This is a genomic window from Pseudomonas sp. ZT5P21, from assembly GCF_054897785.1.
In genome coordinates this window covers 4,307,829-4,321,880 of record NZ_CM142705.1, presented here as the reverse complement: position 1 = coordinate 4,321,880, position 14,052 = coordinate 4,307,829, and the positions used below count along the sequence as shown (strand labels likewise).

Below are 14,052 nucleotides of genomic sequence, written 5' to 3'. Positions count from 1 at the left end.
CCATCGGGTAGGGTTTCCCCGGTGAATCAATATTCCAAAGACATCGAACTCAAAGGCGCCGACAGCCTCTCGGACAGCGATAAAACGCGCCTGCTCAAGCCCTACATTGGCCAATGCCTTGGCGTTACCCAGCTCAATGAACTGCTGAAGGCCATCACCGACCACTATATCGACAAAGGCCTGGTGACCAGCCGCGCGTATTTGCCGCAACAGGATTTTTCCAGCGGGCATCTGAAGGTGCTGGTGGTCGAGGGCAAGCTCGAAGGGTTGAAAGGCGCGCAGGGCAGCCAGCTGTCGGTCCGTGAACTGGCCATGGCTTTCCCCGGCAAGACTGGCGAGCTGGTCAACCTGCGGGAAATCGAGCAGATGGTCGACCAGCTCAACCGCTTGCCATCGAACCAGGCGCAGATGGAACTGGCCCCCGGCAAGAACGTCGGTGGCAGCGATATTCTGGTCAAGAACACACCGCAAAAACCCTGGCGTGCCGGGTTGTCCCGCAGCAACGACGGTCAGCGCAGCACCGGCGAGCAGCAGTGGGGGACGACCTTCGATTGGGACAGTCCGCTGGGTCTGGCCGATCAGCTGATGTTGCGCGGCGGTCATGATGCGATGACCGATCACCAGCACACCTCCAACAACGCGTTGCTGTATTACAACCTGCCCTGAGGCTGGTGGAACTTCAGTTACACCTACAGCCAGAGCGAGTACCGCTCGCAGATCGCCGCCAACGGTTACAACTTCAAGCAGACCGGCGACAGCGAAAACCATCAGCTGCGCGCCGAGCGGGTGATCCATCGCGACGCCGTGAGCAAGACCTCCCTCAGCGCCGGCGTTTCCCACCTGCGCACCAAGAGCCTGCTCGCGAAGCAATCTATCCCCCATGACAGCAGCTCGACGAGGCCTTGTCCTCATACCGATCATGATGCCTCACCCATTCCATGATCTCTTTTTCATTCCGTCCCTTCGGCGTCAGGTCGAGATAGTTGTAGGCGCCGACCAGCATGTCCAATCCTCGGGCATAGGTTGAGTAAGTGTGAAAAATCTCCCCTGCCTCATTGCGATAAAACACACTGAGGCCTGGGAGTTCTTCCTCGGCACCGTCGGTTTTTTCGTAGTTGTAGGTCGCCTTGCCGGCGGCGACGTCTTCCGCTCGGGCCGTTACGCCAAAGTCGTAGTTGAAATCGCAGCCTTCCGACGACACCCAATCGAACCTCCAGCCCATGCGCCGTTTGAACGTCTGGAATTCGGTGAACGGTGCGTGGGAAACCGCCACCACGGCGACGTCATGATGGGCCAGGTGCTGGTTGGCGCCGTCGATGTGATCGGAGAGGAAGGAGCAACCGGGGCAACCTTCGTCCCAGCCGTCGGCAAACATGAAGTGGTAGATGACCAACTGACTGCGGCCGCCGAACAGGTCGGCCAGCTTCAACTCGCCGTCAGGCCCTTGGAAGTGATAGTCCTTGTCGATTTTCACCCAAGGCAACGCGCGGCGTTCGGCGCTGAGTTTGTCGCGTTCCCGGGTGAAGGCTTTTTCGTGGGCCAGGTGTTGTTTGCGGGCTGCGAGCCATTCTTCTCGCGAAACTATCGGATGGTTCTGAGCGTTCATCGGGTTTTCTCCTGCGCAATGCTGGGAGGTGACTGACTTACCTAGTCGTTTACCCTGGGCCGAGTTCGACATACCGTCGGTCAGCGCCGCTCAAATCCTTCGCTGAACGGCTGACGACGGAGCCGGTCACAACCTATACCTATGAAGCATCTTTCTCACAGGCATTGGAGGTTGAATCAGGATGACAACTTACAACTGGGATTTGATTGAACGTTTGCTGCACGAAGTGCAAAACGCAGCGCCCAGCTTCACGCCACGGCCCTATGCCGAGCAGTACGCAGCGGAGAAAGCCACGGAGGGCGAACAGACTGAAAACCTGGATCACCTGAAATCGGTGGCTGGCGAGTACGAAAAGTTACTGCTGGAGCGCGGTTTTATTGAACCTCGGCCTGAGGAGCAGGGTGGGACCGGTTCGAATTACATGCTGACCCTGCGTGGTTCGAGTTTATTGAGCCTGATCGACAGCAGCATTCCGGGCAATGATCATCCGCGGCAGGTGCTGGATGAGCAGGAAGATGCGCTGGATGAGGTGACGTTTGATGAGGTCGCGTCCAAGGCGCAGATTGCCTGAATGTACCTATGACTCAATGTGGAAGCGGGCTTGCTCGCGAATGCAGTTTCACAGTCGGCAGAAATGTTGAATGTTAAATCGCATTCGCAAGCAAGCCCGCTCCCACATTTGTTTTGTGATGCCCCTAGCTTTGCTGTGCAGCTTTCAAACACTTCAAATCGTTGAAATCCTTACGCACCCCTTCGATTTTCTTCAACAACCGCTGACGCTGGACCGGCGTGCTCTCGGCCATCAGATCCACAAACAGACTTCGAGCCTGTGCTTCGGTATTGGCGTAGGCCTTGCGGTAATCGGGCGTCCATAAACTCTCGCGATTCACCAGAAGTGTCTCGATGCGCTGTGGGAATTCCGGACTCTGACGTTGTGAAACCGCCGCGCTGAACTGCTTCTGCCAATGGGCACGGTTGGCAATCCATTGCGTGTTCTGGTCGCCCAAGGCGTTCGACCAGGCTACGACGCGTTGTTGCTGGGTCGGGCTGAGCGGGCCAAGCCAGTCATTCAACCGTTTTTCCATACGCTCGCTGCGTTGCTTGATCTGCTGTTCGAGGGGCGGTTTGAGGTAATCCTGCTGGCGTTTGCGCTGATCCTTGGCAAAGGCGTCGTTCATCTCCGCCACTTGCTTTTCATCCAGCCCCTGTAATAACTCGATGGCCGACGGAGTGATTTCCCGGGCGGTCTGGGCGATCGCCTGTTTGGCTTCCTGGGTGCGGGTTTGCAGCGCGGCGTCGGTAACCTGGTTGGATTCGACCATCACCTGAAGACGGTCCAGCCAGTCGAGGTAGCCCGGCAGTTGCGTGGTGCAGTGCCAGCTCAGGTGTTCTTTGAGGCGCTCGTTGAACCAGCCTTTCTGCTCGCCGTTCATGTCCAGGTAATCGCTGAGCGTCCACGGGATGATCACGTCGAGGTTGCGATAGGCCAGGCCCACACGGCTGCAGGCACCGAGGGCGAGGCTGAGGGTGATGATGACGGCGAGACACTTCAACCAGCGCGACATGGGCGAGTCCTTGCGAAAGCCTGCGTTCTCATGTGAACGCAGGATGAGCCTGCCAGTTCAGCCGATCAATAGAACGCGCGTTGTGCCTTGAAGGTGACCACGCCGTCGCACTGACTGTTGTGCCCGGAATAGGCGGAGCAGTCGCTGCCGCTAAGGCTCGAGTCGCTGTAGATCAGGTCCAGGTCGATGCCCATGAACGGCCGGGACAGTGTCAACGACCAATCGGTGAAACTGCCTACGGACCCGCCGTCAACCGACACCGGGGCGTTGAGCTGATGGGTGGTGTATTTCATGCTGATCCCGATGCCGAACGGCTGATTGCCGCCGAGGTCGGCGAACACGGTGCTGTTCTGTTTATCCGGGTCATTGCTGAACGCTGCGCCGAAACGGCTGCCGAGCAGGGTGAGGCCGCCGAAGAGTTCCTGGGTGTCGAGGGTGTCCACCTTCGGGTAGCTGTAATGGATCATGCCGACTTCGTAACCGAGGGATTGATCGAAAGGCTGTTTAAACCCCATGTAAGAATCGACTTCCAGGTTGTTTCCCGGACTCAATCCCATGCTCGGTGACCATTGGCCGACGTAGAAACCGCTGTCGTGGCTCAGGTCGAGGCCGCCGTGAAAGGAACCGGTGTTGGAGGGTTTGACCAAGCCTTGGGCCATGCTGCGGCTGGGGGAAGTGCCAAGTTTGAGATCGAAGTCCCCCAGTTCACGCTGGAAGATTTGCGCGTTGGTAATTGAAGATGACATCAGACCGCCGAGCAAAAACAAAAAGGGTTTGAGCATGCGTCACTCCATGACAGCGAGGAGCAGATACGAAAAACTGCTGAAACGCTTGATCTAGACGTGTGCAAGCATACCGGCGAATGTTCGGCATCGAAGGCCGTTCGTCGATTTTTGAAATATTGATGTATTTGAAGGGGGGTGGCGGGAGGGTTCCAGTCCAAGCGCTTCGAAGCTCAAAGCGCTTACGGACCAGGTGACGCGAGGGGATCTTGTAAGGGTGTTACTTTTTGCCGAGCGTGATTTGCTTGGACGGGCCGAACGTCTGGCCGCTGACGCCTTTGGCAATTTGCTGGATCTCGCCACCGGACTTGAGGAACGCAGCAATCTGGTTGTTGATCGATTCGCTGGTTTCAACGGCTGGAGCTGGCTTTGCTTTGCTATTGGATGCTTTTACACGCATGGCGGCCATTAACCTGTAGAAAATTAACTTGGCCACGCATCGTACAGGAAATACTTGACAATTGCTTGGTAAATCTCCCCCTGAAATACACATCACAAAAGCTCGATTTATCGCAAGTTATTATTCGAAATACTTTCGTAAGCTGCTGTTTTAAATAAGAACATCGGTGGGTATAAATGGATTTTTTCCAGGATGGAGGGGCAAAAACCAGCAGGCTAGCCTGACGAGTGGCCAGACGCATTCAGCAAAAAACCAGGAAAATTAAGGCCTTCACAGGATTTTTTGGAGCCACCTGGCCGGGCGCCGAACGCAGCCCGCAAAAACGGGTAGAATGCCGCCCACGCAATGAGGGTATTGGAAATGGCTTTAGTCGGGCGTTACAACAGTTTGCAAGTGGTTAAACACACTAACTTCGGTTTATATCTGGACGGTGGTGCGGATGGCGAAATCCTTCTGCCTAATCGTTATATTCCCAAAGATATTCCCAGCGAAGATGAAGACTGGCTCAACGTTTTTATTTATCTGGACAGCGATGACAAACTTATCGCAACTACCGAAAAGCCGAAAGTTCAAGTTGGTGAATTCGCCAGTTTGAAAGTCGTTGAAGTCAATAGCATCGGTGTTTTCCTGGATTGGGGCCTGCCGAAAGATCTGTTGCTGCCGTATTCCGAAGAAAAGCGTCAGATGACCGCTGGCGAATACGTCGTGGTGCACGTCTACCTCGACAAGCACACCCGCCGCATCACTGCGACGGCACGTCTGGATCGCTACCTCGACAAGACCCCGGCCAACTACACGCCCGGCCAGGAAGTTGATTTATTGGTTGCCGAAGCCACCGACATGGGCTTCAAGGCGATCATCAACAACAAGCACTGGGGCCTGATTCACAAGAACGAAATCTTCAAGTTCATGCGCGCCGGCAAGGAAGAAAAGGGCTTCATCAAAGAAGTCCGGGCCGACGGCAAGATCAGCCTGAGCCTGCAACCCGTAGGTGAAGAAGCGGCCACTAGCCTCAACTCGAAGATCCTCGCCAAGTTGCGCGAAAACAACGGCACGCTGCCGGTGAGCGACAAGAGCGACCCGACGGTGATCACTAGCATGTTTGGCGTCAGCAAGGGTAACTTCAAGAAGGCCATTGGTGCGTTGTACAAGAATGGTCAGATCGTTATCCATGCCGATCGCATCGAATTGAGCTGATCGTGGTCAGGTATCTGGATCGATTCAGTAACAGATCATTGCGGATTTTGCCGAGCATTGCGTAGGACTTCGGACTATTATCAGTGCGAAGGGGCTACAGAATTCCAGCCGCTCGGCACTACCCTGAAGGGGGCACCATGAAAGAGAAAATCCAAAACTGGCTGCACGACCTGGGTGTCGCACTCGGTTTGATCGAACCGCCTCTGCAACCTGTACCTGTTCGCACTGACGACGAACAGCGTCGCCGCCAGCAGCGCCGGCGGTAACAAGGCTCACTGGCAAATCACCTGTGGCGAGGGAGCTTGCTCCCGCTGGGGCGCGTAGCGCCCCTTTGTAGTCACAGGCAGAACACCGGGCAGGATGCGACTGCTACGCAGCCGAGCGGGAGCAAGCTCCCTCGCCACAAGGCCACCGTTAGATCACGAGAGTGTCTGGCACTCTCGATGCCGCCCGATCTCCATCAAAAACCGGCTCAAGTCATTCGCCGACCTGGCGCTCTTGAGCATTCGGTCTTCCTCCGCCGTAAACGCCGTCAACCTCAGTTCATCTTCCAACCGAAAGATCTTCAATCATCCCCGTGGCCGTCAATGGCTTTTTCCAGACGAAAAAAAACGGGTGTGGCAACCGACGCCACACCCGTCGAAGAAAGCATCAAGTCGTTATAAAAAGCTTAGATCGCGCTCGCCACCGGCGCCGGGCGACGGGACAGCAAGCTCACCAATACAAAACTCACAAGGCCCACGCCGAGGCTGTAGTAGATCGGCGTGTTGGCATCCATGCCGTCCTTGATCATGAACACCAGCGCAGTGGCAAAGCCCAGACCCATGCTGGCGATGGCACCGGCGGTGGTGGCGCGTTTCCAGAAGATGGCGCCGATCAGCGGGATCAGCATGCCGCCCACCAACAGGTTGTAAGCCAGGGTCAGCGCGCTGATCACATCGTTGACGACCAGTGCGATACCCAGCACCACGAAGCCGGTCAGCAGGGTGAACAGGCGGTTGATTCCCAGGCTAGACTGTTTACCGCCGCGCAGTTTCGGCAGCAGGTCTTCGGTCAGGGTGGTGGACGCGGCGAGCAGACCGGCGCTGGCGGTGGACATCATCGCAGCCAGTGCGGCAGCGATCACCAGACCACGGATGCCGTCCGGCAGGGACAGTTTGACGATGGCGGCGAACGCGTTGTTGACGTTGTCCAGGTCCGGAATCAGCACGTGAGCGGCCATGCCGATCAGCGCGCAGGCCAGGCCGTAGAGGATGCAGTAGAGACCGGCGAGCGTACCGGCGTACTGCGCGACTTTGGCGGTCTTGACGGTGAACACACGCTGCCAGATGTCCTGGCCGATCAGGATCCCGAAGAAGTAGATCATGAAGTAGGTGATGATGGTGTCCCAGCCGATGGTGCTGAAGTTGAAGGCGGCTGCCGGCAGTTTCAACACCAACTCATCCCAGCCGCCAACGCGGTACAGGCAGATCGGCAACAGGATGAACATCAGGCCAACGGTCTTGATCACGAACTGGACGATGTCGGTCAGGGTCAGCGACCACATCCCGCCAATGGCCGAGTAGACCACCACCACGCCACCTCCGAGCAGTACCGAGATCCAGAACGGCAGGCCGAACAGCACTTCCAGCACGGTGCCGATTGCCAGGATCGAGGTCACGCCGATCATCAGCGCATAGGCCAGCATGATCGCCGCGCTCGCGGAGCGGGCCATAGGGTTGTAGCGTTTTTCCAGCACCTGGGTAACGGTGTAGATCTTCAGTTTCAGCAGCGGTTTGGCAAGGAACAGGTTCAGCGCCACGATCCCGCAACCCAGTGCGGCGCAGAGCCAGAAACCGGAAATGCCATGAACGTAGCCCAGGCGCACGGTGCCGACCGTGGACGCGCCGCCCAGAACGGTGGCGGCCATGGTGCCCATGTACAGGGTCGGACCGAGGTTACGACCGGCGACCAAGTAGTCTTCGTTGGTCTTGGCCTTGCGCATGCCAAAGTAGCCGAGTACCAGCATCGCTGCGGCGTAAATGAGAACGACGAATAAATCCAGTGCCATGATGGCGTGTCTCCGATTGTCTTTTTTATGATGAAACAAAGATGGTTCTGTGGTGCAGCGCTTGGTGGGAGCGGGCTTGCTCGCGAAAGCGTTGTGTCAGCCACATTAATGTTAAATGTGCCGCCGTCTTCGCGAGCAAGCCCGCTCTCACTGGTGAACCAGCGTCAGGCTGGCTGACGCAGTTCAGGTTTCGGTATCACGCTTGTGCTTTTGTTACGCGGATCATTCGGGCCAAACACAGCAGCCGGCTCAGGGAAAAGGCTCAGCAGCGTCAGGTACACCAGCGACGCCAAACCCAGCGTGACCGGCAAACTGATGTCGATGCCGCCCGCCAGCTCACCCAAGGGACCCACGAATTGCCCCGGCAGGTTTACAAAGCACAAACCAACCAAGGCACTCGGGATCCAGGCACCCAGCCCACGCCAGTTCCAGCCGTGGGTGAACCAGTAGCGACCACCTTTCTCGCCACGGGTGAACACTTGCAGGTCATCCGGGCAGTAGAAGCCGCGGCGCACCAGCAGACCGATGATCATGATCACCATCCACGGGGTGGTGCAGGTGATGATCAGCACGGCGAAGGTCGACACGCTCTGCACCAGGTTCGCCGCAAAGCGTCCGATGAAGATGAAGGCAATCGACATTACGCCGATCAACAGGGTGGCCTTGACCCGCGACAGCACACGCGGGAACACGCTGGACATGTCCAGCCCGGTGCCATACAGCGAGGTGGTGCCGGTGGACATGCCGCCGATCACCGCGATCAGGCAGACCGGCAGGAAGAACCAGCTCGGCGAGACGGCCAGCAGACCGCCGACGTAGTTGTTGGCGGCGATGTAGTCCGGCGCCTTGATCGCTACGATGGTCGCGGTGGCAAGGCCGAACAGAAACGGGATGAACGTTGCGATCTGCGAGATCACCACGGCGGCCATGATCCGGCGCTTGGAAGTTTCACGCGGGATGTAGCGCGACCAGTCACCGAGGAACGCACCGAAGGAAATCGGGTTGCTCATCGCCACCAGCGCCGCGCCGATAAACGCTGCCCAGAAACCCGGTTGATCCATGCTGACGGTGCCTGCGTAGTTCACATCGAAAGGACCGGCGAAAGCGAAGATGCCCAGCAGGAACAACAGACTGGCGCTCCACACCGCGATTTTGTTGACCCACAACAGGAATCGGAACCCGTAGATGCAGACCGTCAGCACCAGAATCGCGAACAGACCGTAGGCCAGGCCCAGGGTCAGGTCGGTTTCCGGCAGACCGATCAGGCGTTTCGCCCCACCGATCAGCGCATCACCCGAACTCCACACCGAGAGCGAGAAAAAGGCGATCGCGGTCAACAGCGACAGGAACGAACCGACGATCCGCCCGTGCACGCCGAAGTGCGCTCCGGAAGACACGGCGTTGTTGGTGCCATTGATCGGGCCGAACAGGCCCATGGGCGCGAGGATCAGCGAACCCAGCAACACGCCCAGCACAATCGCCCAGACGCCGGCCTGAAAAGACAAGCCGAACAGCACCGGGAAACTGCCGAGCACGGCGGTGGCAAAGGTGTTGGAACCGCCGAAGATCATCCGGAACAAATCCGTCGGGCCTGCGCTGCGTTCGTTGTCCGGGATCTGTTCGACCCCGTGGGTTTCAATCTGCGTAAGGCTTTGGTCGTTGTTGTTGTTATTCATGATCTGCTCCGATCATAAAGGCGCGCTCATCGTGCGTGAGCGTCACCTGTTTGGCTAAGGGGGTGGCAGCCCTTCCGGCATCGCGGACAAATGTTCGTGGCAGGCCAGCCATAGGCCTTGTTGTTCTTGGCCAGACGTTTGTTTCTTGAAAACAATCGTCTCGCGCTCCTGGCTGAAGTGTTGCTCCCCTTGCATGCGTAGCTCGGTGGCCACGTCATGGATGAAAATCGCGAATTCACCCTGCAGGCTGACGACAGCGTTGCTCGACGTGCACGACAGCACTTCGAAGCCATCCTCCGAGCGCCAGGTGTCCCACAACGCCTGATAGGCATCACGCGACAGCAGTGGCTGTTCGAGGGTGTAGAACACGAAGCTGGCATCGGCGCTGAAGGCACCGAAGTAGGCTTCGCGATCGTTACGGGCGAAGGCAGACACCAGATCGGCGGCGGTCTTCAAAACCTGATCACGTTCGTTCATGACCGATCCTCAGCGATGGACCACCCCGGGCAGTACGCAGAGCATTTCGTACAGCAGGTTGGCGGCCAGCAGCGAGGTGTTGCCGGTGGTGTCATAAGCGGGAGAGACTTCTACCAGATCGCAACCGACCAGGTCGAGGCCTTGGCAGCCGCGAACGATCTCGATGGCCTGAATGGTCGTCAGACCACCGATTTCCGGCGTGCCGGTACCAGGCGCCCAGGCCGGGTCGATGCCGTCGATGTCGAAACTCAGGTACACCGGACCGCCGCCGACTTTCTCGCGAACTTCGGCCATCAACGGCGCCAGGGATTTGTGCCAGCACTCTTCGGCCTGAACCACTCGGAAGCCCTGGTTACGGCTCCAGTTGAAGTCGTCCGCGGTGTAGCCTTGGGCGCGCAGACCGATCTGTACGACGCGATCCGGGTCCAGAAGGCCTTCTTCGACGGCGCGACGGAAAGTGGTGCCGTGGGCGATTTTCTCGCCAAACATGTGATCGTTTACATCGGCGTGGGCGTCGATATGCACCAGGCCGACCTTGCCGTGCTTCTTATGGATGGCACGCAGAATCGGCAGGGTGATGGTGTGGTCGCCGCCGAGGGTCAGGGGGATCACGTCGTGTTCGAGGATGTTGTCGTAGGATTCTTCGATGATCCGGACGGCATCCAACAGGTTGAAGGTGTTGATCGCCACATCGCCGATGTCGGCAACCGACAGCGAGTCGAACGGTGCGGCACCGGTGGCCATGTTGTAAGGGCGGATCATCACCGATTCGGCGCGGATTTCGCGAGGCCCGAAGCGGGTGCCGGGGCGCAGCGAGGTTCCGATGTCCAAAGGCACGCCGACGAAGGCAGCGTCCAGGCCGGCGGCGGTGGGCAAATGGGGAAGTCGCATCATGGTGGCGATGCCGCCGAAGCGCGGCATTTCGTTGCCGCCCAGTGGTTGGTGAAGAATCTTGTCCACGGGTAGGGCCTCATCGTCGTTGTTTTAGTTATGTCGGTTGCGCCGGTCCGGGGAGATTCGGGCACCGTTAGGGGCCGATTCTGCGAAATGTAGTGACCGGGAAGAATCGCTACGGGCAAATACTTAGTTCAGATTTTTCTAAACTAATGCCGGCGGCGACTATAGACTCTTCCGATATCCGCAAGACTTTGTGGCGAGGGGATTTATCCCCGTTGGGTGGCGAAGCCGCCCCAAACCCTGCAAACCGGAGTGTCAGATACTTCGCATACAACGGGTTTGCGACTGCTGGGCAGCCGAACGGGGATAAATCCCCTCGCCACAGGATTGAAATTTGACTGAGTCTGGAGCCCCCATGGCCAACGCTTTACCCGACCTGAAACTATTGCGCATCTTCGTCAGCGTGGTCCGTCATCAGGGGTTTGCCAACGCCCAGCAAGCGCTCAATCTCTCGACCTCGGCGATCAGCACTTACATGAGCCAGCTCGAAGCAGCCCTTGGCCTTGTGCTCTGCCATCGTGGTCGTGGCGGTTTCAGCCTGACCAGCAAAGGCGAATTGTTCCATCAGGAAACCCTGCGCCTGCTCGGCGAACTCGAAGGCTTCGAGCAATACGCGGCGGCGCTGAAGGGTGAGTTGCGCGGCACGCTGAACCTCGGCGTCATCGACTCCACCGTCAGCGACAAGGCCTTGCCGTTCGCCGAGGCCATAGGCGCCTACAGTCAGGAACACCCGGCCGTGCATTTGCACCTCTCGGTGATGAGTCCGTACGAACTGCAACTCGGCGTGCAGGACAACCGCCTCGACCTGGCCATCGGTGCGTTTTCCACGCGCATGAGCGGGCTGGTCTACATGCCGCTGTACCGCGAGCAACACTGGTTGTATTGCAGTAGCCGTCATCCGCTGTTTACCGAGCGGCGCATCCCCGAGCAAGTGATCACCCAGCAACGCATGGTCGGCCGCGGTTACTGGAGCCAGGCTGAACTGGCGCGACACGGTTTCAAGCACAGCGCTGCGACCGTGGAAAGTATGGAGGCGCAGCTGATTCTGGTGCTGTCCGGTGCCTACATCGGTTATCTGCCGGAGCACTACGCCCAGGCTTGGGCGGACAAGGGTGACTTGCGCGTGTTGCTACCGGCGACCTTCGGTTACCAGGCGCCGTTCTCGATGATCGTGCGCCGGGGCCGCAGCCGGGAACCGCTGATCCAGACCTTCCGCGACCTGCTCAAAGCGCAGCTCAATCAGGCTTGAAAACATGTCCAGAATCCAATGTACCCGCTGCCTGCGGCCGCAGACCCACTGCCTGTGCCCACTGATCCCAAGCCTCGACAGCCGCACTCGGGTGTTGCTGTTGCAGCATCCGAGTGAAGTGACTCATGCGCTGAACACCGCCCGGTTGGCGGCGTTGGGATTGAACAATGCCGAGCTGATTGTGGGCGAGGTGTTCGAAAATTTGCCGACATTGTTGAATCAACCGGGCTATCAGGCGCGGTTGCTGTTTCCTGGCGAGGAGGCGCAGCCGTTGCAGGCGTACACCGCGAATGATCAGCCGCTGTTGCTGGTGGTTCCGGACGGCACTTGGCGCAAGGCGCGCAAAATGCTCCACCTCAATCCACTGCTGGCAGGGTTGCCGAGGGTGACGCTGGCGGAGGGTGGTGTGTCGCGTTATCGGTTGCGCAAAGCACCGGGGCCGGGTGCATTGTCGACGGTTGAGGCGATTGTTCAGGCATTACAGACGCTGGAAGCCCCTGTCAGTTTCGAGCCGTTGTTGAAACCGTTCGAGGCGTTGATCGAGGGGCAGATTGCGGCGATGGGGGAGGAGACCTTCCTGCGCAATCATGGGCCGAAGTAGTTGATGCCAGTGAGGGCCCCATCGCGAGCAAGCTCGCTCCCACAGTTGATTTCCTTTGCACACAAAATTTGTGATCGCCACAATTCCAATGTGGGAGCGAGCTTGCTCGCGATAGCGGTAGAACAATCACTGAAAATTACCGCTCGCGCATCGCCTCGGTCCGCGCTTTCAACACCGGTTTCAACAGGTAATCCAGCACACTTTTCTCCCCGGTAATGATATCCACCGTCGCCACCATCCCCGGAATGATCAGCAGTGGTTTCACATCCCCACCCAAGTGGTTTTTATCGGTCCGTACCTGAATCAGATAAAAACTGTTGCCCTTGTCATCCGTAATTGTGTCCGCGCCAATCAACTCGAGCTTGGCGCTCAAGCCACCGTAGATCGTGTAATCGTAGGCGCTGAACTTGACCATCGCTTTCTGCCCCGGATGCAGGAACGCCACGTCCTGTGGCCGCACCTTGGCTTCGATCAGCAGGTTCTCTTCGATGGGCACGATTTCCACCATGTCGCTGCCCGGCTGAACCACGCCGCCGATGGTGTTGACCTTCAGCACTTTGATGATCCCGTGCACCGGCGACACCACCGTGGTGCGGCTGACGCGATCGTCGATGGCGATACTGGACGCGGTGATTTTCGACAGGTCGGTGCGTTTCTCATTGAGCTCTTTCGCCGCGTCCGAGCGGAAGGATTGTTCAGATTCGTCGATCTTGCTTTTGATCTCGTTGATCGCCGATTCAGCGCGAGGAATCGCCAGCGTCGTGGCGTTCAGTGAGCCGCGAATCTCCACCGCGCTGCGTTTGAGCCGCAGGATTTCCACCGGCGAAACCGCCCCGGTGCCCACCAGCGGCGCGGACATGTTCATCTCCTGTTGCAGCAGCGCCAGGCTTGAACTGTATTGACCCTGTTTCGAGCGGAACTCCGCCAGCTCCTGGGTTTTCTGCCGCAGTTGTTCGGTCAGCGTGCGCTGTTCGCTGGCCAGGCGACGTTGCCGTTGTTCGTACAGCGAGCGTTCGTCCTCGGCCACTTGCGGCGCCTTGGCGATCACCTCAGGCGACAACTTGAACGGCCTCCCTTCGGCCTCGGCGGACAGGCGTTCGACCTGGGCGGTCAAGGCATACCGATCGACCTCGCTTTCACCCTTGTTCGACAAAAACCGCGTGTCATCCAGGCGCAGCAAGGTGTCGCCTTTGTTCACCATTTGCCCTTCGCGTACGAAAATCTCGGTGACGATGCCGCCTTCCAGGTTCTGGATCACCTGAACCTTGCTCGACGGAATCGCCTTGCCTTCACCCGTGGTGACTTCCTGCAACACGGCGAATTTAGCCCAGACCACGGCACTGATGATCAACGCAGCGGCGAGCCACACGGTGATCCGCGACCAGCGCGGTGAATCCTGCAAGGACGCGCCGGCGGTGTCGGGCATGAACTCGCTTTCGGCGCTTTTGCTGAAGCTGTCGAAGTAGCCGCGTGAGCCTTGTGAAGATGCCAT

Annotated in this window: 14 protein-coding genes and 1 pseudogene; 6 read left to right on the top strand and 9 right to left on the bottom strand. The window is 58.3% G+C overall.

Going from position 1 to position 14,052, the window contains the following annotated elements; all coding sequences use genetic code 11:
* Nucleotides 1-36 precede the first annotated feature (36 nt).
* A pseudogene (locus tag ACYZT9_RS20030) lies at nt 37-891 on the top strand (ShlB/FhaC/HecB family hemolysin secretion/activation protein); the annotation flags it as partial.
* Here ACYZT9_RS20030 and ACYZT9_RS20025 read toward each other — a convergent pair.
* Complete coding sequence (locus ACYZT9_RS20025; protein ID WP_462007076.1) at nt 872-1,606, bottom strand: DUF899 domain-containing protein; 735 nt, start codon at nt 1,604-1,606, stop codon at nt 872-874. The pseudogene ACYZT9_RS20030 and the gene ACYZT9_RS20025 sit on opposite strands and share 20 nt — an antisense overlap.
* Before the next feature lie 181 nt (nt 1,607-1,787).
* Between ACYZT9_RS20025 and ACYZT9_RS20020 the strand changes: the two genes are divergently transcribed.
* The gene (locus ACYZT9_RS20020) at nt 1,788-2,177 is read left to right on the top strand and encodes a transcriptional regulator (protein WP_462007075.1); all 390 of its coding nucleotides are present in this window, start codon (nt 1,788-1,790) and stop codon (nt 2,175-2,177) included.
* Nucleotides 2,178-2,301: 124 nt separating this feature from the next.
* Here ACYZT9_RS20020 and ACYZT9_RS20015 read toward each other — a convergent pair whose 3' ends face one another.
* The 3 genes from ACYZT9_RS20015 to ACYZT9_RS20005 all read right to left on the bottom strand — a co-directional run bounded on the left by ACYZT9_RS20015 (nt 2,302) and on the right by ACYZT9_RS20005 (nt 4,362).
* A complete protein-coding gene (locus ACYZT9_RS20015; RefSeq protein ID WP_462007074.1) occupies nt 2,302-3,171 on the bottom strand; it encodes a DUF6279 family lipoprotein in 870 nt (289 codons plus the stop codon).
* Nucleotides 3,172-3,236: 65 nt separating this feature from the next.
* Nucleotides 3,237-3,953 (bottom strand): TorF family putative porin, encoded by a 717-nt coding sequence (locus ACYZT9_RS20010; RefSeq protein ID WP_462007073.1) that lies wholly within the window; start codon nt 3,951-3,953, stop codon nt 3,237-3,239.
* Nucleotides 3,954-4,173: 220 nt separating this feature from the next.
* Nucleotides 4,174-4,362, bottom strand: a complete 189-nt coding sequence (locus ACYZT9_RS20005; RefSeq protein ID WP_017337097.1) for a hypothetical protein — start codon at nt 4,360-4,362, stop codon at nt 4,174-4,176.
* A 351-nt stretch (nt 4,363-4,713) separates the two neighbouring features.
* Here ACYZT9_RS20005 and ACYZT9_RS20000 point away from each other — a divergent pair, with 351 nt between their 5' ends.
* Nucleotides 4,714-5,550 (top strand): CvfB family protein, encoded by an 837-nt coding sequence (locus ACYZT9_RS20000; protein ID WP_084323383.1) that lies wholly within the window; start codon nt 4,714-4,716, stop codon nt 5,548-5,550.
* A gap of 137 nt (nt 5,551-5,687) precedes the next feature.
* Entirely contained in the window at nt 5,688-5,816 is a 129-nt protein-coding gene (locus tag ACYZT9_RS19995) for a PA1414 family protein (protein ID WP_007972508.1), read from the top strand.
* A gap of 404 nt (nt 5,817-6,220) precedes the next feature.
* On the opposite strand, the gene ACYZT9_RS19990 is transcribed toward ACYZT9_RS19995, so the two are convergent.
* From ACYZT9_RS19990 to speB, 4 genes are all read right to left on the bottom strand, one after another.
* Nucleotides 6,221-7,600 carry a sodium:solute symporter family protein gene (locus ACYZT9_RS19990; RefSeq protein WP_462007072.1) on the bottom strand — a complete coding sequence of 460 codons (1,380 nt, stop codon included), beginning with the start codon at nt 7,598-7,600 and terminating at the stop codon, nt 6,221-6,223.
* 164 nt (nt 7,601-7,764) lie between these two features.
* On the bottom strand, nt 7,765-9,276 hold the full coding sequence (locus tag ACYZT9_RS19985; RefSeq protein ID WP_462007071.1) for a purine-cytosine permease family protein: 1,512 nt from the start codon (nt 9,274-9,276) through the stop codon (nt 7,765-7,767).
* 54 nt (nt 9,277-9,330) lie between these two features.
* Entirely contained in the window at nt 9,331-9,753 is a 423-nt protein-coding gene (locus ACYZT9_RS19980) for a YybH family protein (RefSeq protein WP_462007070.1), read from the bottom strand.
* Between the two features lie 9 nt (nt 9,754-9,762).
* Complete coding sequence (speB, locus tag ACYZT9_RS19975) at nt 9,763-10,713, bottom strand: agmatinase (protein ID WP_462007069.1); 951 nt, start codon at nt 10,711-10,713, stop codon at nt 9,763-9,765.
* A 352-nt stretch (nt 10,714-11,065) separates the two neighbouring features.
* Between speB and ACYZT9_RS19970 the strand changes: the two genes are divergently transcribed.
* Complete coding sequence (locus ACYZT9_RS19970; RefSeq protein ID WP_462007068.1) at nt 11,066-11,959, top strand: LysR family transcriptional regulator; 894 nt, start codon at nt 11,066-11,068, stop codon at nt 11,957-11,959.
* Between the two features lie 4 nt (nt 11,960-11,963).
* Nucleotides 11,964-12,560: a tRNA-uridine aminocarboxypropyltransferase gene (locus ACYZT9_RS19965; RefSeq protein ID WP_462007067.1), complete on the top strand. Its 597-nt coding sequence runs from the start codon at nt 11,964-11,966 to the stop codon at nt 12,558-12,560.
* Nucleotides 12,561-12,696: 136 nt separating this feature from the next.
* Here the strand turns inward: ACYZT9_RS19965 and ACYZT9_RS19960 are convergent, their stop codons facing one another.
* Complete coding sequence (locus tag ACYZT9_RS19960) at nt 12,697-14,052, bottom strand: HlyD family type I secretion periplasmic adaptor subunit (protein WP_462007066.1); 1,356 nt, start codon at nt 14,050-14,052, stop codon at nt 12,697-12,699.

Bases quoted from the DNA above. Each gene is read 5' to 3' on its own strand.
- ACYZT9_RS20000 (WP_084323383.1), top strand. From the start codon at position 4,714: ATGGCTTTAGTCGGGCGTTACAACAGTTTGCAAGTGGTTAAACACACT.
- ACYZT9_RS20020 (WP_462007075.1), top strand. From the start codon at position 1,788: ATGACAACTTACAACTGGGATTTGATTGAACGTTTGCTGCACGAAGTG.
- ACYZT9_RS20005 (WP_017337097.1), bottom strand. From the start codon at position 4,362: ATGGCCGCCATGCGTGTAAAAGCATCCAATAGCAAAGCAAAGCCAGCT.
- ACYZT9_RS19970 (WP_462007068.1), top strand. From the start codon at position 11,066: ATGGCCAACGCTTTACCCGACCTGAAACTATTGCGCATCTTCGTCAGC.
- ACYZT9_RS19980 (WP_462007070.1), bottom strand. From the start codon at position 9,753: ATGAACGAACGTGATCAGGTTTTGAAGACCGCCGCCGATCTGGTGTCT.
- ACYZT9_RS19985 (WP_462007071.1), bottom strand. From the start codon at position 9,276: ATGAATAACAACAACAACGACCAAAGCCTTACGCAGATTGAAACCCAC.
- ACYZT9_RS20015 (WP_462007074.1), bottom strand. From the start codon at position 3,171: ATGTCGCGCTGGTTGAAGTGTCTCGCCGTCATCATCACCCTCAGCCTC.
- ACYZT9_RS20010 (WP_462007073.1), bottom strand. From the start codon at position 3,953: ATGCTCAAACCCTTTTTGTTTTTGCTCGGCGGTCTGATGTCATCTTCA.
- ACYZT9_RS19990 (WP_462007072.1), bottom strand. From the start codon at position 7,600: ATGGCACTGGATTTATTCGTCGTTCTCATTTACGCCGCAGCGATGCTG.
- ACYZT9_RS20025 (WP_462007076.1), bottom strand. From the start codon at position 1,606: ATGAACGCTCAGAACCATCCGATAGTTTCGCGAGAAGAATGGCTCGCA.
- ACYZT9_RS19960 (WP_462007066.1), bottom strand. From the start codon at position 14,052: ATGGCATCTTCACAAGGCTCACGCGGCTACTTCGACAGCTTCAGCAAA.
- ACYZT9_RS19995 (WP_007972508.1), top strand. From the start codon at position 5,688: ATGAAAGAGAAAATCCAAAACTGGCTGCACGACCTGGGTGTCGCACTC.
- ACYZT9_RS19965 (WP_462007067.1), top strand. From the start codon at position 11,964: ATGTCCAGAATCCAATGTACCCGCTGCCTGCGGCCGCAGACCCACTGC.